Consider the following 20,073-nt stretch of genomic DNA (forward strand, 5'->3'; position numbering starts at 1 on the left):
TATATCTACTATATAAGCAGAAAACTCAAACACCGGGCTTGTCCAACAACAGGATTAAGTCGCGGCTGCGCGCGACCTATCCTTGTTTATTAGCAGCCCAAACCAAACTTTCGCGGCTTGCCGCACTGGCAAACCCAAACAACGGCACGGCTGCTTTTAATTAAAAACTAAACCCGTTAACTGCGACACAGCGAGCCAACCGGAACCTATAAAACTGTTAAGCGAAGCCAAGAAGAACAACGCTACCGCCACCACCGTTTGCGGCAAACTCACAAACTGGCGAACTTTAACTTTTGGCGCTGCCGCCAAGAAAACCAAACGCGAGCAATACCGGAACAAAAACACGCAGCAAAACCGTTAAAACCCGAATACCTGCTAACGCTTTGCTAATTGGCTGCCGCAGCGCAGCGTAGGCAGTCCAGTGGAGGCCACGTTGTTTGTGGCCGGAACGAAATTAAGCAATTTGTTATAAGCCATTTTTGGCACCGTGCGCAAACAATAAGAATTTAGGGGCATAACCAGTAATAGCTACATGTGCCGATACATACGCCATAGTTAAAACTACTGCACTTAAAGCCCAAATAATATGATCATATGGTTCTGTAATTGCAAAAAATACAGTTACTAGAATAGCAAACAGGGAAAGCAATAAAATAAACCCTGCCAGCACTCTAAACGGCATCCGAACTTTCGCGAGTTGTTCCCTGTTTACACTCATACTTGCCTATGGCTTATAACGCCCAAATTTAGCGCGACGACCGCGCACGCGGTTGGCGTCGCAGCCAGCGCTGTTTGCTGGCGATAAAATTTGTTTGTTATGTGACGATGTGCTTTTCAATTTCAATCGCCGACTCTTGTATGCTTAATTCAGTAGTGTTGAGGTGGAAAGTTTCAACTCCGGCAATATCCACTGAAAAATCAAACCTGCTTAAATAATTTTCTAGATATTCTTGGGACTGGATTTTGTTTGTATTTTTCCGACTTTCATTGGTCACTCTGCGAACATGCTCATCAAAATCGCAGGATAGCCGAACAAAATCGCCTTCTAATTCGTATTTTCTAAGTAATTCAAACAGACCATCTATAAAGTAATTGCTGGCTGGGTATACATAACAAAATGTAAAAACAATCCCGGAGACGTTCTTTTCAATAAGTGCCTCGAATGCGTCCAGACAAATTTTTCGCTGGTATTTCTCAAAACCATTATTCCCGAAACCGACAACGGCGCAGGCTATATCGAAAGCCAGATGCTGTGGGAATAAATGCCAACCATTTTTCTTTGCCAGTTCGCGTGCCACACTTTCTTTTCCAATGCCCGATGGGCCGTAAATCATCACAAATTTCACGCAGATCTTCCTTGAGTTACATAACGCCCCGCGCATGCGCGCGAACTTGTGAGCGTCGCAAGGGCCGAAGGCCCGAAATGACGCGGTTTGTTAGTTGCCGAACAAGTCAAAAGACTTTCCTTCTTCGTAAAAAAATAAAATAGACAACATATTCGATAAACAAAGAAACCAACGCCAGAACGAAAATACCGAATAGAACCCACAAGTCTGAGTGTTCTTTAATTTGGCTTTCATACGGCTTTAGTACACGCGCAGCGCTAAAGAAAACAATAAAAGCTGCAATTATCAAAACGTAAACTCTAGTCTTTAAAAGTCTATTGCTATGCATATGATTCTCGCCGACTTTAGCAACTAACGCCCGCCACAAACGCGAGCAACTTGTTGCGAGTCGAGCCGCGCAGCGGCGTTTTGATGGCGCTTGTTATGCACTAAGCCAAACTTAATAAAATCATGCCCATAGCCAGCATCAAAAACGTGCCCCAGAAATATATACGAGCTTGGACATATTCTTTAGGGTTGAGATCTTTGCTTAGCAATTGCTCAATTGCCCTACTGATTTCTACTAATGAAAACTTCACTCTCTTTTCAAGTATCATCATCAGTAAATTAAATCCCAAATACATGTATACAATTAAGTACCCCACCATTACGAATATTTCAATAGTGCCCATTATTCACTCAAGGTTCGTTAGTTAAGACTGCATAACAGCTTAATAGTTTGCAAAGCCCCTTCTATAAAACGCGGGATATTGCCTTCTATCTTTAATAAATGACAGCAAAATATCTAATAAGCTCCTTTAAATCAACAGATTTTTAACGTTGTGATTATCTCTACTTGTAGAAAGCGGGGTGAAACCTTGCGATCTACTTGCTAACAATAAATTCACCCGCTACTGTATATTAATACAGCTTTCTTTATTTATGGGTGAAAGTTATGGCATCGCCATTTTTGCAATATATCGCTGAGTTTATGTATGCCCGCCGTTATGCCAAACGAACGGTTGAAGCTTATGTGTACTGGATAAAGGCGTATATCTTGTTTCACAAAAAACAGCATCCAGCACAGCTAACTGAGCAAGATGTCGAGCGCTTTTTAACTTATTTAACTAACCAGCGTAATGTGGCGCCGCGCACTCAGGCGTCGGCTTTGAACGCCCTGAGTTTTCTGTATAAAGCAGTACTGCAAAAACCCTTGTCGTTAAACCTTAGCTTTAATCGCTCGCAGCTTGCGCCTAAGCTGCCAGTGGTATTAACCCGCACCGAGATAACGGCGCTGTTAAGGGTTATTGATCCGCGCTATAAACTGCTGGCTCAGTTGATGTACGGCAGTGGCTTGCGGCTGATGGAGGCCGTTAGGTTGCGGGTGCATGCAATAGATTATGACTATTTGTCCGTTATGGTATGGCAAGGTAAAGGCAATAAAAACCGACGTACCACGCTGGCACAAGAATTAGTTACAACACTTAAGCAACAAAGCCAGTTTGTAATGCAATATTTTGAGGCCGATTTGGCTAACCCTGATTATATCGGTGTCTGGTTACCTTATGCGTTCGCACGTAAATATCCCACAGCACCTAAAGAGCTGGGGTGGCAGTATTTATTTCCATCAATGCAACTAAGTGTCGATCCAGATAGTAAGCTCCTGCGCCGCCACCATCTTGATGAGAGCTGTGTCAGGCGCGAAATTAAAATTGCTGCGAAAAAAGCGGGAATCTCTAAAAATGTTACCTGCCATACGCTGCGCCATAGTTTCGCTACTCACTTGCTGGAGTCCGGTGCCGATATCCGTACCGTGCAAGAGCAATTGGGCCATGCCGATGTGCGCACTACGCAAATATACACTCATGTACTAAACCGGGGCGCGGCGGGCGTTAAAAGCCCGCTATCACAGCTACTGTAAAAAGCATCGTACACAGCTGCTGTAAAAGGCAACATAGCACAACCCTTGTTAGTTAAGGCATAGGGTTAACATTGGTTACCTACTAACAGGGCTTAAACACCATACAATGTTTGCTGTAATGCTTTGAATTCGTCTTTAAACGCCTGCTCTGCTTTTACCGGAAATGGATAACCTGCCGGGCCGGCAAAAACGAAATCGGTTTGAGCGGTTAGATTAGTATCGCTGCGAATGCGGTTGTACGCTTCTATCCAGGCGTCGTAGTGCTCTATCAGGCTAACGGCGTGCGCCATTAACTGCGCAGGGATTAAATGGCCTTTGCCCAGTAATAAATCGCGAATGGCAATATTGCCCTTTTGAATAACCTCGGCTTCTAAATGCAGGTTTTTATTGTCCCAGCGTTCAAAAGCACGCTTGGTGCGCTCCAGCTGCATTTGCATTGGGCCAAACAACTCGCCAAGTGCCTGTTCTTTCCAGCTTCGGGTAGACTCAAACACTTTTAAGCCCTGACTAAACTGGGTTTCAATTTGCTTTTCAATAGTCTTATTGCGGCGTAGAAAAAATACGCCCAATAATGCAGTTACTACACTGCTGCCAAGAAAACTGCCAATAATGACGTCCAGTAGTTGTGCCATATGCTAATGCCCTGCAAAGAGTTGGCGGTAGCAATAAAAATAGCAGGCGTTGCGCCGGTACAGCACAGTTTTTATTAGTATCGCTTTCAATGTTAGTTCTCGCCTTTAACACACCACTCATTGTCCGAGTGAAACTGCCGGACACAAAAAGTGTCCGCGGACACGGCATAATCACACAATAATCATTAATACCTTTAAATATCAACACGTTAAAAGTTGGCATTAAAGCTGCTATGTATAACGCAATCGTTTCACAACACGTTTATCAGGACAACGTATTATGATCCAAGGCACCGAACAGCAGGATACCGTTTTACAGCAGCCCACTAAAAGTGGGATGCGCCGCATGTTACCTGCCGCAGGCATAGTCATCACAATAACCTTATTGGCTATGGCATTTTTTCACTCTATTGGTGAGTCAGCCAGCTTAGTGCTGCCCCGTAACCAAATGCAATTTGCCACCGTGCAGCGAGGTGACCTGGTGCGTGATATTGCGGTGCAGGGACGCATCGTTGCCGCTAACGCCCCTACCCTGTACAGCCAGCAAACCGGGCAAGTGCAATTATTTAAGCAACCCGGTGAAGCCGTAACACTAGGTGACTTGCTGGCTACCATTAGCAGCCCGGCGCTTGAAAATGATTTGCAGCAACAACAGGCGGTACTTGCGGCAATGCACTCAAATGCTGAGCGTTCGGCATTATCTGCGCGCGAGCAACAGCTGGACATGGAACAAGTGATGAATAGCGCGCATGTAAATTTAATTGCGGCCAGACGAGAGCTACAACGCGCCAAACAGTCAATTGATCTTGGCGTGATCCGCCAGTTAGATTTTGACATTGCCGGCGATAATTTAATGAAAGCCGAGCTGGAGTTTGACCATGCAAAACGCAAGGTTGAACTGGCCAAAGACAAACTTACATTTGAGCAAAGCTCTCGCCAGCAGGACATTCATCGCCAGCAATTGGTGGTAAACGAATTAGAACGCAAAGTCGCAGCCTTGAATATTACCGCCCCCGTTACCGGACAACTGGGCAACTGGCTAAGCGAACAGCAAAGCCATGTGTTGCCAGGGCAGGCATTGTTAACCGTCATAGACTTAAGCCAGTACGAAGCCGAATTGGCAGTGCCAGAATCTTATGCCCGGGATTTAGCGACAGGGCAGCAAGTTGAAATAACCATTGGCAATCAGCAACTCAGCGGCACAATTAGCACCATAGCAGCAGAGGTGCGCAACAATCAGGTAACCGCCAGGGTGCGCTTTAGCAACGCAGACAGTACCGCACTGCGCCAAAGCCAACGCCTGACAGCCAGAGTGATTATGGAACATAAAAGCAATGTATTGAAAATTGCCCGCGGTGACTTCGTCAGCTCCGGTGGCGGTCGCATGGCTTATCAGGTGATAGACAATCAGGCACAGCGCAAAAACATCGAATTAGGCGCGCTTTCAGTACAGTGGGTAGAAATACTTAGCGGCGCTACTGAAGGCGAGCAATGGGTGATCTCCAACCTCAGTGATTTTAAAGATGTAGAGCGGGTAAACCTAAACTAACCCATTTAATATAAACCAAGGATTAACCAATGATAACGCTAACTAACTTAAGCAAAATTTTCCGCACGGAACTTATCGAAACCCACGCCCTGCGCGAAGTGAATTTACAGGTTGAAGAAGGTGAATTTGCCGCACTAACCGGCCCCTCAGGTTCTGGCAAATCAACATTACTAAATATTTTAGGCACCTTAGAGAGCTTTGATAGTGGTGACTACCTGCTGGACGGTAAATCGATAAATGGTTTGTCAGATTCCGCGCTATCCAAGCTCAGAAATGAGAAAATTGGTTTCATATTTCAGGGCTTTAACCTAATTAAAGATTACAGCATTTTTGACAATATCGAGCTACCACTGCGCTATCGCGGCTTGAAGCCAGCAGAGCGCAAACAACGCATTGAGCACGCATTGGAATTAGTCGGCTTACATGCGAGACGCCACTATTTTCCAAGCCAGCTTTCTGGTGGTCAGCAGCAGCGTGTTGCTATTGCCAGAGCCATTGCCGGTAAACCCCGCATCTTGCTGGCCGATGAACCTACCGGCAATCTGGACTCGTTAATGGCACGTCAGGTTATGGAGCTGCTGGAGCAAATTAATCAGCAAGGTTGCACCATTTTGATGGTAACGCACGACCCGGATCAAGCACGCCGCGCCGGGCGCAACATCCAAATTATTGACGGCCAGCTGCACGATAGCACCTTGTATGAGCCGCTCAGTGCTCAAAGCGCATAAGGGGTATCGTATGGAACAGTTTATCTATTATCTTAAAGTCAGTTTTAAAGGCATTAAACGAGCCCCGCTGCCCTATGCATTAACCATCTTTATTTTAAGTGTGGGGTTGGGTGTTTTTTTTGCCAATGCGACGTTTTATTACCAGCTAAACCGCGATCCGCTGCCGCATAAAAGCGATAAGTTGTTTTTTCCAATGTTAAATCTGGTGCCGTACGAATGCAGTACCGATTGCAAAACGCCCTCGGTATTAAGTTACAACAATGTTGAAAAGCTCAGCCAGACAGACATTCCTACCCAGGCTGCAGCCATGTACAGTGCCGATGGCTATTTGCGCCAAAGTACCGAACAAGCGCCCTTACCGGTAAGTATCCGTATTACCCAGCGTGACTTTTTCAGCCTCTTTGATGTGCCGGTATTACATGGCAGTATCTGGCCAGACAATAGCGCCCGCCATGAGGTAATTTTAACCAAATCCAGCGCTGAGAAATTGTTTGGTCGTACCAACGTTATTGGCGAAAAACTGCTGCTGGATGATCGCAACGTTACCGTTGCAGCCGTGCTGGATACCTGGCAAATGCTACCGCGGTTATATGATGCGAATAACCAGAATCATTTAAGCGATACAGACGACATTTATCTGCCTTTGGAAACAGGCTACGACATGAATTATTTGTCGAACACTCAATCACAAACGTTTGATGATACAGACTACCGCCAGCTGAGTACCCAAGGCCGCACCGGCGCACTGCATCAATTACAATACTGGGTGCAATTAGATACGCCAGCACAACAACAGCGGTATTGGCAATTTATGGCTAACCTGGTGCAGGATGAAAAAGCCGCTGGCCGTCACCCCTCTGCACCCAATAACCAGTTAGTCGCAATGCGTAATATTGTCAGCTACTTTGGTGGTGAAAGTAGCGACATTAAAGCTTTTGCTCTGGTAACACTGCTATTTTTATTGGTCTGTTTGTTTAACGCCAGTCACTTATCGTTAAACCGTTATTTAAGTAATCAATACGAGTTCAGTTTACGCCGGGCGCTGGGCGCCAGCCGCAGCCAGTTGCAATTGCAGATGCTGGCTGATGTGCTGCTGATGGCAATATTTACTATTATTGGCGCCCTTATTACCGGGTTTGCTGGTATTAAACTGATGAACCAGCTATTGCCAGCCAACAGCTTATTTTCAAACTGGGATCTGCCGTTACTGCTCAGCTTACTGGTAATCGCCTTTGTCTGTAGCTATCTGGTTACCTTATATCCCTCTCTTCGTGCATCATTTGGCACATTAAATCAGCAACTTAAGGAATAATTAGCATGTCATTTTATATGCTTTGTAAAGTGCTATTCAGCCGTAAAGTGGTCACAGGTCTGCTTCTGTTGCAGTTGGCGATGACGCTCGCATTGCTGCTAAACAGTATTCTGCTGGCTCAACAAACGCATCAGCAGCTTAGCCAACCAACCGGGCTGGATTTGGATAACATTTTGTTGGTACAACTTAAACCCACCACAGCGTCATTGCGGGTATATCCGGCTTTGGAAGACTTACTAAACCGCCAGCTTGATGCCGTTCAGGCCATTCCTGGTGTTATCGCTGCAGCGTATTCTAACCAGTCTCCTATTGCGCAAGGCGGCAACAACGGTAATATCTTCGTTGTTGAACAACAAGAGCGCACGAATGTGCCATCTGTACCAATGTACTTTGTATCGAAAGACTTTTTTAAAGTCCTTGGTAGCCAGGTATTACAAGGTGAGCTGCCACAACATTCGGTGTCACTCGATGCACCAGGCACACCGGATGTGGTGTTAACCCAAAGTCTGGCGCAGAAACTGTTTGGCTCTGCCTCTGCCCCCGGTCAACAGGTTAGCCGCGGCCGGGTTGCGGCGGTTATAAGTGACTTTTATGGCCAGCGCAGTGGCAGCCATGTGATGTACAACAATATGCAGGTCGCTCCGCCCTACGGCGTAGATTGGGGCTACAGTATTTTATTGCGAAGCCAGCCACAACATACAACAGCCGTCAGACAACAACTGGATAGTGCATTACGTAATGTGGAACCCAATATTGAAATCTACAATATCCGCACGCTGGCTGAGCAACATCAACGCCTGTACCGGAACGAATATGGTCTTGCCACGTTGCTGGCGCTGTTAAGCGGATTAATGCTGCTGGTAACAATGGTATCAAGTTATAGCAGCACGCATTTTCACGCCCTTAAACGGCAACAAGAAATTGGCATTAAACGCGCGTTAGGGGCCAGTAAAAAAATCATCTTTATAGAGCTGCTAACCGAGAACTGGCTATGCACGGCGTTAGGATCGGTATTGGGGGTATTTTTAGCACTACTACTGAATCATGCACTGGCACAAGTTATATCGATACCGGCTTTAAGTGGATATTTGCCACTAGTTGCGATAACTGTGTTGCTACTTTGTGTCACTGTAGCAACATGGTATCCTGCGACCATTGCTACCCGGGTATCACCGGCCACTGCCACTAAAGCCTTATAAACTATGCTGAAATTATTGGTTATTGATGACAATCAGCCAATCTGTCATGCCCTGCAAACGCTGTTTGGATTGCAGGGTTACCAGGTACTTTTCGCTACCTCGCCCGAGCAAGCCTGGCAATGCCTTGCAGATCACGATATAGACCTTATCTTGCAGGATATGAACTTCAGCGCTGGACAAATGCAAGGGGCACAAGGGCAAACCCTGTTTTATCAGTTACGCAAGCAATACCCCGCAATTCCGGTGGTACTAATGACCGCTTGGACACAGCTGGAAATGGTGGTTGAACTGGTTAAAGCCGGTGCAACCGATTACATTGCAAAGCCCTGGGATGACGCACGTCTGCTGCTTACCGTGGCCAATGCATTAAAATTAAAGCAGCTAACCGCACAGCAACAACGCACCGAGCAAGCACGCAGCGCCGTCTTTGCTGATAAAAATTTGTGTGGTTTGGTGTTTGCCAGCGAGCAAATGCAACAGTTACTACAAATGGCTTTGCAATTGGCGCCCGCAAACGCAGCCGTATTGATAACCGGCCCCAATGGCGCCGGTAAAGAAGGCATTGCCAACGTACTACATGCCAATTCACCGCGTAGAAATAACGCGTTTATAAAAGTAAACATGGGTGCCTTACCCGCTGATTTGATGGAGGCGGAGCTATTTGGTGCCGAAGCCGGTGCTTATAGTGGCGCGCAAAAAAACCGCATTGGACGCTTTGAAGCGGCTGATGGCGGCACCCTGTTTTTAGATGAAATTGGCACCTTATCATTGGCTGGGCAGGCCAAATTATTGCGGGTTCTGCAAACCGGTGAGTTTGAACGGCTGGGCTCCAGTGTTACCCGCAAGGTGGATGTACGGCTGATAAGTGCCACCAACAGTGACTTAACAGCTGCAATTGCCTCTGGCACCTTTCGCCAGGATTTATACTACCGTATCAATGTTGTACAGCTTGAACTGCCAGCACTGGCGCAGCGGCCAGACGATATATTGCCACTGGCACGGTATTTTCTTGCTGGCAAAAAGACGTTAAGCCCAGCAGCAGAGCAACTGCTACGACGTTATAGTTGGCCTGGTAATGTTCGCGAGCTGCAAAATGTCTGTCAGCGTGCCTTGTTGTTAACCAACGGTAATGAAATACACAGCCAGGATTTGGGGCTGGCCGAAGTAACAACAGCGGCAAAAAGAGCGCTGGATGATATTGACTGCGAACAATTGCAGCAAGCCTTGCTACAAGCAGGTGGCGTAGTATCACGGGCCGCTAAACAGCTTGGTATCAGTCGTCAGGCATTGTATAGACGAATGGAGTTTTACGGCATTGATGCGCCCTAAACACTCACCTTCTTTAGCATCGCACTTTTGGCGACGACCAGACAGCGCAAGTTCGCTCAATTTGCTTTGTTTATTACTCACCTTAATTGCACTAGCTGTGCAGTTTAGTGCCTTTGGTGCCAACAGCCTGATAACCGCAGCGATATGCAGTACGGGCATAGTGCTGGCAATACTGCAACATTATGCAATGAAGCCCTTGCTGCAAGAAATTGCCGCGCTTAACCTGCACGCGCAAAACCTGCAGGATGGTAGTTTTAACACCAATGCAAACCAAACGAAGATACATCAGTTGTCTGAGCTTGCCACCAGCTTAGCGAATATGTCGGCTCAACTTAGCAGTGAGCGGGCCACGCTTTACCAGCGTGAGTTATTGCTGGATACCGTATTACAAAGCAGCCCAACGGCGATGCTACTAACCGATGCCAATAACACTGTGCTAATGAGTAACCCTGCCGCGCGGCAGCTTCTCAATATGGGTAAAGCACTCAATGGCCATAAACTGGAAGACCTTATTGCCCCGGTGCCAGCACTGGTTAAGGCTGTTGCCAGTTTGCAACCCGGTTTGCTGCATCTGGCGGACAACAGTATATGGCACTTGGCAATAAGCCAGTTTACGTTGAATCAGAAACAGCACCATTTATATCTGTTAAAACCGCTAACCCGTGAAATTCAGCGTGAAGAGCTTAGCGCCTGGAAAAAACTGCTGCGGGTTATTGGTCATGAGCTGAACAATACCTTAGCCCCGCTGTCATCACTGGCATTTTCTGGCGGCCAACTGGCACAGCAGCAACAGCATGCGCAACTAAGCCAGCTATTTGACACAATAAGCGAACGTTGCCTGCACCTGAACCAGTTTGTTCAAGCCTATATTCAGTTTGCCAAGCTACCACCGCCTCAACCCGGTGTAGTGAATTGGCCCAGACTGATTAACCAGCTGCAGGATCAATACGAGTTTGAGTTAGTCGATGACTTGCCTGCCACAGACTGGCTGGCAGATGTTCAACAACTAACACAATTGCTATTAAATCTGTTGAAAAATGCCCATGAGTCCGGCTCTGCTGCAGCGCAAATCACATTAAAACTGGTTGAACAACCTGACACGTTATTGTTGGTAGTTCAGGACGGTGGCGGTGGTATGAGCGATGAAACCCTGCAACACGCATTGGTTCCCTTCTACACCAGTAAAAGTGGCGGCTCAGGTATAGGGCTAACCTTATGCCGTGACATTATTGAAGCCCATGGCGGCCATATTAGCCTGCGTAATTACGCAGGTGGCCTGGAAGTTACCTTGTTATTGCCTAAGCATCAGCCGCGCCAGACTACTTAGCACGACTACCAGAGTTCAGGTTATTTCCAGGGTACAGGTTATTTCCAGGGTACAGGTTATTCCCAGGATACCGGACACTGTTTTTTATGCGCTTTTTGCAACATCTCCAGTAGTGGCAGCGCGCGGGTATTTAAGCTAATGTGCGCTTTGCTGTTTTGCTCGTTATCAGCCGGTTCATCCCAGCCCTGTTCTGCTTTAGTTTGTTCTGCCTTAACGCGCTCAGCTTCGGCAATTGCGGCCAGCCCCTGTTGCAATGCCGTCAATGCTGCAGATACATCCTCAGCGTAAAGCGCCGAAGGAACTTTGTTATCGCGGCCCATCAGCTGCAATAAGCGCAAAGCGGCGTCTTTAAAGTAAATTAGATCGCCACTTGCTTTGGATTTAAATGTCACTATCATCATTTTCTCCTGCGGTTTGCCGTAGGCAGCCTGCGCATTTACTGCTAGGCTGCACAATTACTTAAGCATAACGCTAAAAGCTTGCGCCATGTCGAAATATATTCTTGCGATTGATCAAGGGACCACCTCCAGCCGCGCCATTATTTATAATTCGGCGTTGCAAGCCCTTACCACCGCGCAGCAAGAGCTGCCACTAAGCTACCCCGAGCCAGGTTGGGTTGAACAAAACCCGCATCATATCTGGCAAAGTGTACTGGGTTGCATTAAGCAGGCGCTGCAACAACTCGCGCTTAAACCCACCGATATTGCCGCTATTGGCATAACTAACCAGCGCGAAACCACGTTGCTGTGGCACAAAGCAAGCGGTAAAACGCTGTATCCGGCTATTGTCTGGCAAGACAGACGCACCGCTAAGCAGTGTCAGCAATTAAAAGACACCGGCTGTGAGCCGATACTGCAGCAAACAACCGGGCTGTTGGCCGATCCGTATTTTTCTGCCACTAAACTTGGCTGGCTATTAGATAATATACCCGGCGCCCGGGCACTGGCCGAGGCAGGTGAACTGTGCTTTGGCACGGTTGATTGTTATCTGTTATGGCAACTGACCGGTGGTAAGGTGCATGCCACAGACGCCAGCAATGCCAGTCGTACTCTGCTGTTTAATATCAACAGTCAACGCTGGGACGATGAGCTGTTACAACTGTTTGATATTCCGGCCGCTATATTGCCCCAAGTCATGGATAATGCTGCACATTTTGGCATTACAGACCTGCATATTCTTGGCGCTAACATTCCCATTCTGAGTATGATTGGCGATCAGCAAGCGGCCCTGTTAGGTCAGGCTTGTATCTCCCCCGGTATGAGCAAAAGCACCTATGGCACAGGCTGCTTTGCCGTAGTGAATACCGGCGCCACAGTAATGCTCAGCCAGCATAAATTGCTAAGCACTTTAGCCTGGCGGCTAGAAGGTCAAAGCACATACGCGCTGGAGGGCAGTATTTTTATGGCCGGCGCGACTGTGCAGTGGCTGCGGGATAAACTCGGTATTATCCAACAGGCCAGTGACACTGAAGCGCTGGCTCAGCAAAGTAGCTACCAGCAAACTGAACTACTAATCCCCGCCTTTACCGGCCTTGGCACCCCGTACTGGCGGCCTGAAATTAACGCCGCGTTATTTGGTATGACCCGCGATACTGGCCGGGCCGAGCTTGCTACAGCAGCACTTTGTAGTGTGGCATACCAGAGTCGGGATTTACTCAGTGCCATGTTAAAGGACGGTGTTCGGGTTGACAGCCTGCGTGTAGATGGCGGTATGACCGCAAACCGCTGGTACTTGCAAGCGCTGGCAGATTTGAGCCAAACGCCGATAACCCGCTGCCATACTACTGATACAACAGCGTTGGGCGCGGCTTTTCTGGCGGCACTTCAACTGGGATATGTTAATAACCTCACCGATATAAACCGAATCTGGCAAAGTGGCGAGCAATTTCAGCCGGTTTTGCCCGCAGATAGCGCACAAGCACTGTATCAGCGCTGGCAAAGAGCCTGCAAAGCGCTTATCGCGCTAGAACTTTAACCGTTAAGTGCTAAATGCTAAGTGCTATAGTATGCATAGCATTGACAAGTAAAGGAGTGCAATTAAATGCGTAACGTACTGATTGCTGTTGTTGATAGTGTGGGGCCAGATAGCCCTATCGCGCTTTATCATCAGCTACGCTGTCTGACAGATTATCAGGCTGATGCAGAGTGTCAGCTGCAGGTAGAACGGCTACCCTGCGCGTTTAAAGACAGTCTTACCGTGCTTGAGCAGCTTATTAATCAGCACAAACCCAGCCATTTAATGTTGTTAAGCCAGTGCAGTAGCCAGGTAGATATTCGTGTTGAGAAGGTTGCATTAAATATCAATGACGCCAAACAAAACGACAATATTAATCAACAACCACGCGATACTCTCACCGCGCAACATGGCCCGGCGGCTTATTTCAGTAATCTGCCGGTTAATGCTATTACCGATAAACTACGCAGCAATAATCTGCCTGTTCAACTGTCTTACAATGCAGGGACCTTTGTCGCTAATCATTTGTTCTATGGTTTAATGCATTATATTAAACATCAGAATATCAGCCTGCATGGCGGCTTACTGCAATTTCCATTGTTGCCGCAACAGGCCTGCCTGCAGCCAGGCACAGCCAGCATTAGTATCGACGTGATCCTAAATGCGGTAAAGCTGGCTGCAGATGTCTGCTTGGCGCACAGTGACAATATGCTGCGTTCAACCAGCTAACAGGTCTAAATAGCTAAATTTAATAAAGTTTTCACTTTACTCAAAATTAAGCTTGCATAAAAAAAAAGCGTTAATTAAAATGCCCCACTCGAAAGGCAAGTCATCCGAAAGGGTGTACACGCAAAGCTTCAGGTCTAAGGGTTGCCAATAAATTGGCATCTACGATAGCTGGGCTGCCATCGCAAGTGCGATGTTATTTATCTGCTCGACATGCTGTATGTCCTTTCGTGATGAACACCTCAGATAGTAAATCTGTGACACTTATGATTGTGAAATAACTTATTTCGGAGCACGACTATGAAAGCCAAATTACTTATTTTAGCCACTGTTATTGCTGCAACCGCATTCATTAGCGCGCCTGTAAAAGCGAATGATCAATTGGCAATATCAATTTGTTCATACGTGGCTGCCGATAGCAAAAACAACTTGCGTAAAACCTTGACTGACAACCGTTTACGTTTACGTAATGTATACGATGGTATCGTATGTGACGGTTTACCGTTAGTTCGCCACGCCATTAAACACAACGCCGCTGATGCAGCAAACTTCATTATCAGCCAGTTACCAGGTAGCCAGGTTGCGGCATCAGGCGATATCGAATGGGCAAACAGCAATGGCTTTGGTTCATCTCCAATCATCGCGGCCATCCAAGAGCGCAGCGCAAGTTAAGCTAGCAAATGATTAAATAAACAAGGCGCCTATAAGGCGCCTTGTTTTTTCTGCTGTGTTAAACCTTTGCCGTAAAACAATGCTGTTTAACGTGTTCAGCAATACCCACACCTGCTTCTGACATCGTTAAATACGTTTGATCTGCACCAGCACCAATAATATCGCGCGCTTCGTCATCATGCATACTATGCGATACTATAAATCCTTTGAAACCGGCATTACGTAACTTTCTTGCTGCAATAACTTTGGCTTCAACATCATTCATGCTTAAAATCACAGCCTCAACGGCACCAAAATGTAAATCTTGCCAAAATACCTGATCTTCAGCATCAGCATAAAAAATATTGATACCCTTATGCTGGTGTTGCAATACCTTGGCGGGATCCGAATCCATAGCAATAATTTTTCGGCTGCCTTGCAAATAATTATAGGCGGCACTGCCCGTGCGCCCCATCCCCATTATTAACACCTCAGCATCACCCAGTGATACAGGTTGCTCATCCGGGTGATGAATATTGCGCTCAAATTTCAGCAGCCGGTTACACAGGCGATCATAAAGCGGATGCGCTAAGCGATTTAGCGGCGCAGAAATGACAAACGATATTGCCACCGTTAATGCTAATGGAATTAACCACTCAGGTAACACTACACTGGCTACAATCAGGCCAAACTCACTATAGTTTGTCAGGCTGATACTGGTTAAAAATGCACTTCGCGCACGCAGTTTAAACATAATTAACAGCAGGAAAAATAACATGGCTTTAACCGGCAGTAATAACGACATTACACCGGCAAATAACCAGGCATTGGCATCGGGCAAACCATCAATGCCAATTTGCAGAAAAAAACCAACCAGGAAAAACTCTTTTATGCTCCACAAAGATTTAGACAATTCACCCGCTCTGGCGTGCTTGGCTAACATAGCGCCAAACACCAAGGCACCCAGCTCAGAACTTAACCCTACTAACTCAAAACCCTGACCACCAATAACCAGCGCCAGCAACAAACCAAACAAGATAAGTAAATCTTCATGACCACTGGCATCAAGTAATTTATACAACACGGGCCGCAGTAACGGTAACGCAAAGACCATTAGCGCCCAAGGTGAAGGTATAGTGCCATTTGCCAGACTCATGACCAACAGCGCCAGTAAATCCTGCATAATCAAAATGCCGATGGCCACCCGGCCATGAAAAGCGCGGATCTCTCGCTTCCCTTCCAACACTTTAGCCGCAAGCACGGTGCTGGAAAATGCCAGCGCTACAGCAAGCATCAATGCCTGATACCAGCTTACATCAAAAATTAACAGAACTGCCGGCAGAGTTAGCAGAATAGACAGTGCAAAGTGCAGCATACTGCCACCTAGCACCTCGGGTTTACCCAGGCTGCGGACATTGAGTTTTAAACCAACAGTAAACAGCAATAACAGCACGCCTAAATGCGCGACATGATGAATAATTGACGGCCCCTCTGGCGGCAAATTAAATTCTGACGCCGTCGCGGATATAACAAAACCTGCCAATAAGTAACCCACTAACGGGGGTAAGCCGATAGCCCGAACCGCCAAACCTAATGAGAATGCAAAACCAATCCAGACAGCTTCAAGCATAAACCCTATCCATTTATATTCAATTTCAATATTTTAGCGCATGTAGATACTATTGATATTAATGTAGATCATTTACCAATTCTCGCTTTGAACACAGCAAGGTGTCGTTTGCGCCAAGGCTGCGCTATTAATAGCTAGCACACTACCGCTTGCATTACCCCCCTAACCCGATCTCAACAGCTTTTTAGCCGCCAACCATTCTGCCTGAGTAATGGGACGGGTTTCCGTGTCAGGGAAATTCTGGCTGGTGGCTTCATGCATTCTTATAGCAACCTTTTGTAATATAGCGGAATTTTCTTCATCTGTCCGTCTATTCCAATCCACTATTTCACTAATATGGCGATAACAGCCAACACACACTTTTTCACTGTTTAAACGGCAACAGGCGACACATGGTGATTCAATCAAAGACCACACTCCTAAATTTATCGGCTCTGGGGAGAATTCTACCGCAAGCGCCATCTGAATGACTTAACTCTATTGTCAGTTTGTGTCACTCTGCAAAAGCAGCATACTAACGATGATAATAAATAGCTTAAGACTATACAGGAACCGCCCTATGAAACGCTTCACTCCTTCTTTACTTGCACTGGCTGTTAGCAGTTTTGTGCTACAGGCAGAAACTGAACCAGCCGCAACCTGGGATGTTAATGCGCCACAAGGACAATTTGAAACAGTCAACATTAAGGTATCCCAAGGCAGCTGGATGAACATTAATGTCAGCCCGGATGGTAAAACCATAGCATTTGATTTACTAGGCGATATTTACACTATGCCCATTTCGGGCGGCGATGCAACTTTACTGACGGCAGATATTGGTTGGCAGATGCAGCCCGTTTTTAGCCCTGATGGTAAATATATTGCTTATACCAGTGATGAAGGTGGCGGTGACAATATTTGGCTGATGAATGCCGATGGCTCTTCGCCTCGCGCTATTACCAATGAAACGTTTCGCTTGCTCAACAGCCCAGCGTGGAGCCCAGATGGTGAATTTATTGTCGCCCGTAAGCACTTTACTGCCAGCCGATCACTAGGTGCTGGTGAAATTTGGCAGTACCACAAAACCGGTGGCAGTGGCATTATGTTAACAGGCCGGCCAAATGATCAAAAAGATTTAGGTGAGCCAGCATTTTCTCCCGACGGTAAATACATATATTTTTCACAAGACGATACGCCAGGTAAAACCTTTCACTACAGTAAAGACTCTGAAAGCGGCATCTATAAAATTAAACGCTTCGAACGAGCAACTGGCGAATGGGATGTCGTGTTAGAAGGTGCCGGAGGCGCTATTCGTCCAACGCCCTCACCTGACGGTAAGTATTTGGCATATATTCGCCGGGTAGATTTTCAAAGTACGCTTTTTTTATATGATTTAACCAGCGGCGAACATATAAAATTGTATGACGGCTTAGACCGGGATATGCAAGAAACCTGGGCGATTCATGGTGTTTACCCCACCCTTAGTTGGACGCCAGATAACGCATCACTGTTGTTCTGGGCCGGTGGCGACATTAAACAGCTAAACGTAGCTGACAAAGCCGTTAAAACCATCGCGTTTAATGTACAAACCAGTAAGCAAATTCAGACGGCCGTGCGCGTAAAACAAGATATTGACAAAGAGCAGGTTGAGACAAAAATGCTGCGCTTTGTAAAAGTATCGCCAGACGGTGAGCAAGCGGTATTTACCGCACTTGGCCATCTCTATATTACCGATGTCAACGATCCTAAACCCAAGCGTTTGACCAAACAAAGCACTGATTTTAGTTTTATCCGCAATTTTCCCGTGACGGCAAGCAACTGGTTTATGTCAGTTGGAATGACAATAAGCAAGGCGCGGTAAACACGTTAAACCTGCGTAATGGCCGTATTACCAAGTTAACTGATGAACCTGGTAAATACGTTGAGCCTGTATTTAGCCCGGACGGCAAAACAGTGATCTATCGTAAAACAGGCGCAGGCAGCCTGTTACCAAAGCAGTGGTCACTCAAAACTGGTTTGTACAAAATCAGCAGCAAAGGTGGTACTCCCGAGCTTATTAGCGCCAATGGGCGTAACCCCATGTTTGGCGCAGACAATGACGCGGTGTATGCCATGGATTATGACAAAATGCCCAGTCTTATCCGTATCGACCTTAACAAACAGACACAACAGACACTATACACGGCAAAATTTGGCACCGAGTTTATCCTCTCTCCCGACGGTAAATACCTGGCCTTTGCCGACCGGTTTAAAGTATTCGTTACGCCATTTACTGAGCGCGGCAGTGCAATAGATATCAGCGGTAACGATAAACAATTTCCAGTGAAACAACTCTCAGTGCGTGCCGGGGAATTTATTAGCTGGAGCGGCAATAGCAGAAACCTGTATTGGAGCCTTGGCCCTGAACTTTACCATGCCAGCATTGAAGGCCTGTTCGATTTTAGTGAGCAAACTGATTTCGCTGCCAAAAATGGTATCAATCTTGGTATTACGGTACCGGCTGACATACCGCGTGGCACCGTGGCTTTTGTTGGTGGTCAGGTGATTACCATGAATGGCGACGAGGTGATACAAGATGGCGTAGTGCTGGTTGAAAACAATAAAATTAAGGCCGTTGGTACGCGTGAAAACGTTAAAGTGCCAACTAACGCTAAGGTGTTTGATATTAGCGGTAAAACGATAATGCCTGGCTTATTTGACGCTCATGCCCACGGCAGTCAGGGTACCAATCAAATTACACCTCAACAAAATTGGCAAAATTATGCCTCGTTAGCCTTTGGTGTTACTGCGATTCACGACCCGTCAAATGACACCCGCGAAGTGTTTGCTGCCAGTGAAATGCAGCAGACCGGGCGTATTGTTGGGCCACGTATTTTCTCAACCGGCACTATTTTATATGGCGCTGAAGGTGCAGGGTACACATCGCACATTGATAGTCTTGACGACGCTAAGTTTCATTTAGAGCGTTTACAAAAAGCCGGCGCCTTTAGTGTTAAAAGTTATAACCAGCCAAGACGCAACCAGCGGCAACAGGTAATACAGGCCGCACGCGAGCTTAATATGATGGTGGTGCCGGAAGGCGGCTCGTTAATGCAGCATAACCTTACTATGATTGTTGATGGCCATACGACAATTGAGCATGCTCTGCCTGCTGCTAAGGTGTACGACGATGTAAAACAACTTTGGCAAGCCAGCAAAACAGCCTACACGCCAACACTCGTGGTGGCCTATGGGGGTATTTGGGGCGAGAACTACTGGTACGACAAAACCGAAGTATGGAAACATCCGAAACTACGCACTTATGTACCAATGTATGAGCTGGCCCCTCGTAGCATGCGCCGCCCCAAAGCACCTGATAACCACTACAACCATTTCGCCGTAGTAAAAACGGCTAAAGAACTAAGCGATATTGGTGTAGTCGCCAATATTGGTGCACATGGCCAACGCGAAGGTTTAGGCGCCCATTGGGAGATGTGGATGTTTGCTCAGGGTGGGATGAGCCCGCTGGAAGCGTTGAAAACCGCCACCATTAATCCAGCCAAAACGTTTGGCATGGATCATCAGTTAGGTTCCCTGGAGGCTGGTAAACTGGCTGATTTAATCGTTATCGATGGTAATCCGCTTGAAGATATCCGTTTGAGTGACCGCGTTAGCCATACCATGGTGAACGGCCGTTTATTTGATGCCAATACCTTAAACGAAATCGGTCTGCGTGAGCGCAAACGCGCACCTTTTGAGTTTGAGCCACGATAAACAACCTATGATAAAAAGGCCCATCGGATGATGGGCTTTTTATCAGCTAGCCGCAGTGT

At 46.8% G+C, this 20,073-nt stretch carries 19 protein-coding genes and 1 riboswitch; of the genes, 12 read left to right on the forward strand and 7 right to left on the reverse strand.

The window, feature by feature from the left end:
- Window positions 1-466 precede the first annotated feature (466 nt).
- The 3 genes from H595_RS0114510 to H595_RS0114525 all read right to left on the reverse strand — a co-directional run bounded on the left by H595_RS0114510 (window position 467) and on the right by H595_RS0114525 (window position 2,017).
- The gene (locus tag H595_RS0114510) at window positions 467-718 is read right to left on the reverse strand and encodes a hypothetical protein (protein ID WP_156885992.1); all 252 of its coding nucleotides are present in this window, start codon (window positions 716-718) and stop codon (window positions 467-469) included.
- A 97-nt stretch (window positions 719-815) separates the two neighbouring features.
- Window positions 816-1,346, reverse strand: coding sequence for an AAA family ATPase (locus H595_RS0114515; protein ID WP_027671857.1), 531 nt, complete (start codon window positions 1,344-1,346; stop codon window positions 816-818).
- A gap of 428 nt (window positions 1,347-1,774) precedes the next feature.
- Window positions 1,775-2,017, reverse strand: a complete 243-nt coding sequence (locus H595_RS0114525; RefSeq protein WP_027671859.1) for a hypothetical protein — start codon at window positions 2,015-2,017, stop codon at window positions 1,775-1,777.
- 263 nt (window positions 2,018-2,280) lie between these two features.
- Here H595_RS0114525 and H595_RS0114530 point away from each other — a divergent pair, with 263 nt between their 5' ends.
- Complete coding sequence (locus H595_RS0114530) at window positions 2,281-3,246, forward strand: integron integrase (RefSeq protein WP_027671860.1); 966 nt, start codon at window positions 2,281-2,283, stop codon at window positions 3,244-3,246.
- Window positions 3,247-3,338: 92 nt separating this feature from the next.
- On the opposite strand, the gene H595_RS0114535 is transcribed toward H595_RS0114530, so the two are convergent.
- On the reverse strand, window positions 3,339-3,878 hold the full coding sequence (locus H595_RS0114535) for a hypothetical protein (RefSeq protein WP_027671861.1): 540 nt from the start codon (window positions 3,876-3,878) through the stop codon (window positions 3,339-3,341).
- A 280-nt stretch (window positions 3,879-4,158) separates the two neighbouring features.
- Between H595_RS0114535 and H595_RS0114540 the strand changes: the two genes are divergently transcribed.
- The 6 genes from H595_RS0114540 to H595_RS0114565 are packed head-to-tail and all read left to right on the forward strand — an operon-like array spanning window position 4,159 to window position 11,322.
- Window positions 4,159-5,427, forward strand: a complete 1,269-nt coding sequence (locus H595_RS0114540; protein WP_027671862.1) for an efflux RND transporter periplasmic adaptor subunit — start codon at window positions 4,159-4,161, stop codon at window positions 5,425-5,427.
- A gap of 29 nt (window positions 5,428-5,456) precedes the next feature.
- The gene (locus tag H595_RS0114545; protein ID WP_027671863.1) at window positions 5,457-6,155 is read left to right on the forward strand and encodes an ABC transporter ATP-binding protein; all 699 of its coding nucleotides are present in this window, start codon (window positions 5,457-5,459) and stop codon (window positions 6,153-6,155) included.
- Between the two features lie 10 nt (window positions 6,156-6,165).
- On the forward strand, window positions 6,166-7,467 hold the full coding sequence (locus tag H595_RS0114550; protein ID WP_027671864.1) for an ABC transporter permease: 1,302 nt from the start codon (window positions 6,166-6,168) through the stop codon (window positions 7,465-7,467).
- Window positions 7,468-7,472: 5 nt separating this feature from the next.
- Window positions 7,473-8,666: an FtsX-like permease family protein gene (locus H595_RS0114555; RefSeq protein WP_027671865.1), complete on the forward strand. Its 1,194-nt coding sequence runs from the start codon at window positions 7,473-7,475 to the stop codon at window positions 8,664-8,666.
- A gap of 3 nt (window positions 8,667-8,669) precedes the next feature.
- On the forward strand, window positions 8,670-9,995 hold the full coding sequence (locus H595_RS0114560) for a sigma-54-dependent transcriptional regulator (protein ID WP_027671866.1): 1,326 nt from the start codon (window positions 8,670-8,672) through the stop codon (window positions 9,993-9,995).
- A complete protein-coding gene (locus tag H595_RS0114565; protein WP_205623237.1) occupies window positions 9,985-11,322 on the forward strand; it encodes a sensor histidine kinase in 1,338 nt (445 codons plus the stop codon). Before H595_RS0114560 ends, H595_RS0114565 begins: the two co-directional genes overlap by 11 nt.
- 56 nt (window positions 11,323-11,378) lie before the next feature.
- Here H595_RS0114565 and H595_RS0114570 read toward each other — a convergent pair whose 3' ends face one another.
- On the reverse strand, window positions 11,379-11,720 hold the full coding sequence (locus tag H595_RS0114570) for a DUF1840 domain-containing protein (protein ID WP_027671868.1): 342 nt from the start codon (window positions 11,718-11,720) through the stop codon (window positions 11,379-11,381).
- Window positions 11,721-11,808: 88 nt separating this feature from the next.
- Here H595_RS0114570 and glpK point away from each other — a divergent pair, with 88 nt between their 5' ends.
- The 3 genes from glpK (at window position 11,809) to H595_RS0114585 (ending at window position 14,673) form a co-directional block, all read left to right on the forward strand.
- Window positions 11,809-13,296 carry a glycerol kinase GlpK gene (glpK, locus tag H595_RS0114575; RefSeq protein ID WP_027671869.1) on the forward strand — a complete coding sequence of 496 codons (1,488 nt, stop codon included), beginning with the start codon at window positions 11,809-11,811 and terminating at the stop codon, window positions 13,294-13,296.
- A 66-nt stretch (window positions 13,297-13,362) separates the two neighbouring features.
- A complete protein-coding gene (locus H595_RS22500; RefSeq protein WP_051219924.1) occupies window positions 13,363-14,004 on the forward strand; it encodes a pyroglutamyl-peptidase I family protein in 642 nt (213 codons plus the stop codon).
- A gap of 84 nt (window positions 14,005-14,088) precedes the next feature.
- Window positions 14,089-14,185, forward strand: a riboswitch (cyclic di-GMP riboswitch).
- 116 nt (window positions 14,186-14,301) lie between these two features.
- The gene (locus H595_RS0114585; protein ID WP_027671870.1) at window positions 14,302-14,673 is read left to right on the forward strand and encodes a DUF3718 domain-containing protein; all 372 of its coding nucleotides are present in this window, start codon (window positions 14,302-14,304) and stop codon (window positions 14,671-14,673) included.
- A gap of 58 nt (window positions 14,674-14,731) precedes the next feature.
- Here H595_RS0114585 and H595_RS0114590 read toward each other — a convergent pair whose 3' ends face one another.
- Window positions 14,732-16,282 (reverse strand): cation:proton antiporter family protein, encoded by a 1,551-nt coding sequence (locus H595_RS0114590; protein ID WP_027671871.1) that lies wholly within the window; start codon window positions 16,280-16,282, stop codon window positions 14,732-14,734.
- A gap of 162 nt (window positions 16,283-16,444) precedes the next feature.
- A complete protein-coding gene (locus tag H595_RS23890) occupies window positions 16,445-16,690 on the reverse strand; it encodes a DUF1289 domain-containing protein (protein ID WP_084153610.1) in 246 nt (81 codons plus the stop codon).
- Window positions 16,691-16,841: 151 nt separating this feature from the next.
- Here H595_RS23890 and H595_RS24615 point away from each other — a divergent pair, with 151 nt between their 5' ends.
- Both H595_RS24615 and H595_RS24620 read left to right on the forward strand, forming a co-directional pair.
- A complete protein-coding gene (locus H595_RS24615; protein WP_240474910.1) occupies window positions 16,842-18,122 on the forward strand; it encodes a hypothetical protein in 1,281 nt (426 codons plus the stop codon).
- Between the two features lie 92 nt (window positions 18,123-18,214).
- Window positions 18,215-20,014, forward strand: coding sequence for an amidohydrolase family protein (locus tag H595_RS24620; RefSeq protein ID WP_240474911.1), 1,800 nt, complete (start codon window positions 18,215-18,217; stop codon window positions 20,012-20,014).
- Window positions 20,015-20,073 lie beyond the last annotated feature (59 nt).

This window comes from Rheinheimera baltica DSM 14885, from assembly GCF_000425345.1.
GTDB classification, from domain to species: Bacteria; Pseudomonadota; Gammaproteobacteria; order Enterobacterales; family Alteromonadaceae; genus Alishewanella; species Alishewanella baltica.

Bases quoted from the DNA above. Each gene is read 5' to 3' on its own strand.
- H595_RS0114510 (WP_156885992.1), bottom strand. From the start codon at position 718: ATGAGTGTAAACAGGGAACAACTCGCGAAAGTTCGGATGCCGTTTAGA.
- H595_RS0114525 (WP_027671859.1), bottom strand. From the start codon at position 2,017: ATGGGCACTATTGAAATATTCGTAATGGTGGGGTACTTAATTGTATAC.
- H595_RS0114530 (WP_027671860.1), top strand. From the start codon at position 2,281: ATGGCATCGCCATTTTTGCAATATATCGCTGAGTTTATGTATGCCCGC.
- H595_RS0114535 (WP_027671861.1), bottom strand. From the start codon at position 3,878: ATGGCACAACTACTGGACGTCATTATTGGCAGTTTTCTTGGCAGCAGT.
- H595_RS0114540 (WP_027671862.1), top strand. From the start codon at position 4,159: ATGATCCAAGGCACCGAACAGCAGGATACCGTTTTACAGCAGCCCACT.
- H595_RS0114545 (WP_027671863.1), top strand. From the start codon at position 5,457: ATGATAACGCTAACTAACTTAAGCAAAATTTTCCGCACGGAACTTATC.
- H595_RS0114550 (WP_027671864.1), top strand. From the start codon at position 6,166: ATGGAACAGTTTATCTATTATCTTAAAGTCAGTTTTAAAGGCATTAAA.
- H595_RS0114555 (WP_027671865.1), top strand. From the start codon at position 7,473: ATGTCATTTTATATGCTTTGTAAAGTGCTATTCAGCCGTAAAGTGGTC.
- H595_RS0114560 (WP_027671866.1), top strand. From the start codon at position 8,670: ATGCTGAAATTATTGGTTATTGATGACAATCAGCCAATCTGTCATGCC.
- H595_RS0114565 (WP_205623237.1), top strand. From the start codon at position 9,985: ATGCGCCCTAAACACTCACCTTCTTTAGCATCGCACTTTTGGCGACGA.
- H595_RS0114570 (WP_027671868.1), bottom strand. From the start codon at position 11,720: ATGATAGTGACATTTAAATCCAAAGCAAGTGGCGATCTAATTTACTTT.
- glpK (WP_027671869.1), top strand. From the start codon at position 11,809: ATGTCGAAATATATTCTTGCGATTGATCAAGGGACCACCTCCAGCCGC.
- H595_RS22500 (WP_051219924.1), top strand. From the start codon at position 13,363: ATGCGTAACGTACTGATTGCTGTTGTTGATAGTGTGGGGCCAGATAGC.
- H595_RS0114585 (WP_027671870.1), top strand. From the start codon at position 14,302: ATGAAAGCCAAATTACTTATTTTAGCCACTGTTATTGCTGCAACCGCA.
- H595_RS0114590 (WP_027671871.1), bottom strand. From the start codon at position 16,282: ATGCTTGAAGCTGTCTGGATTGGTTTTGCATTCTCATTAGGTTTGGCG.
- H595_RS24615 (WP_240474910.1), top strand. From the start codon at position 16,842: ATGAAACGCTTCACTCCTTCTTTACTTGCACTGGCTGTTAGCAGTTTT.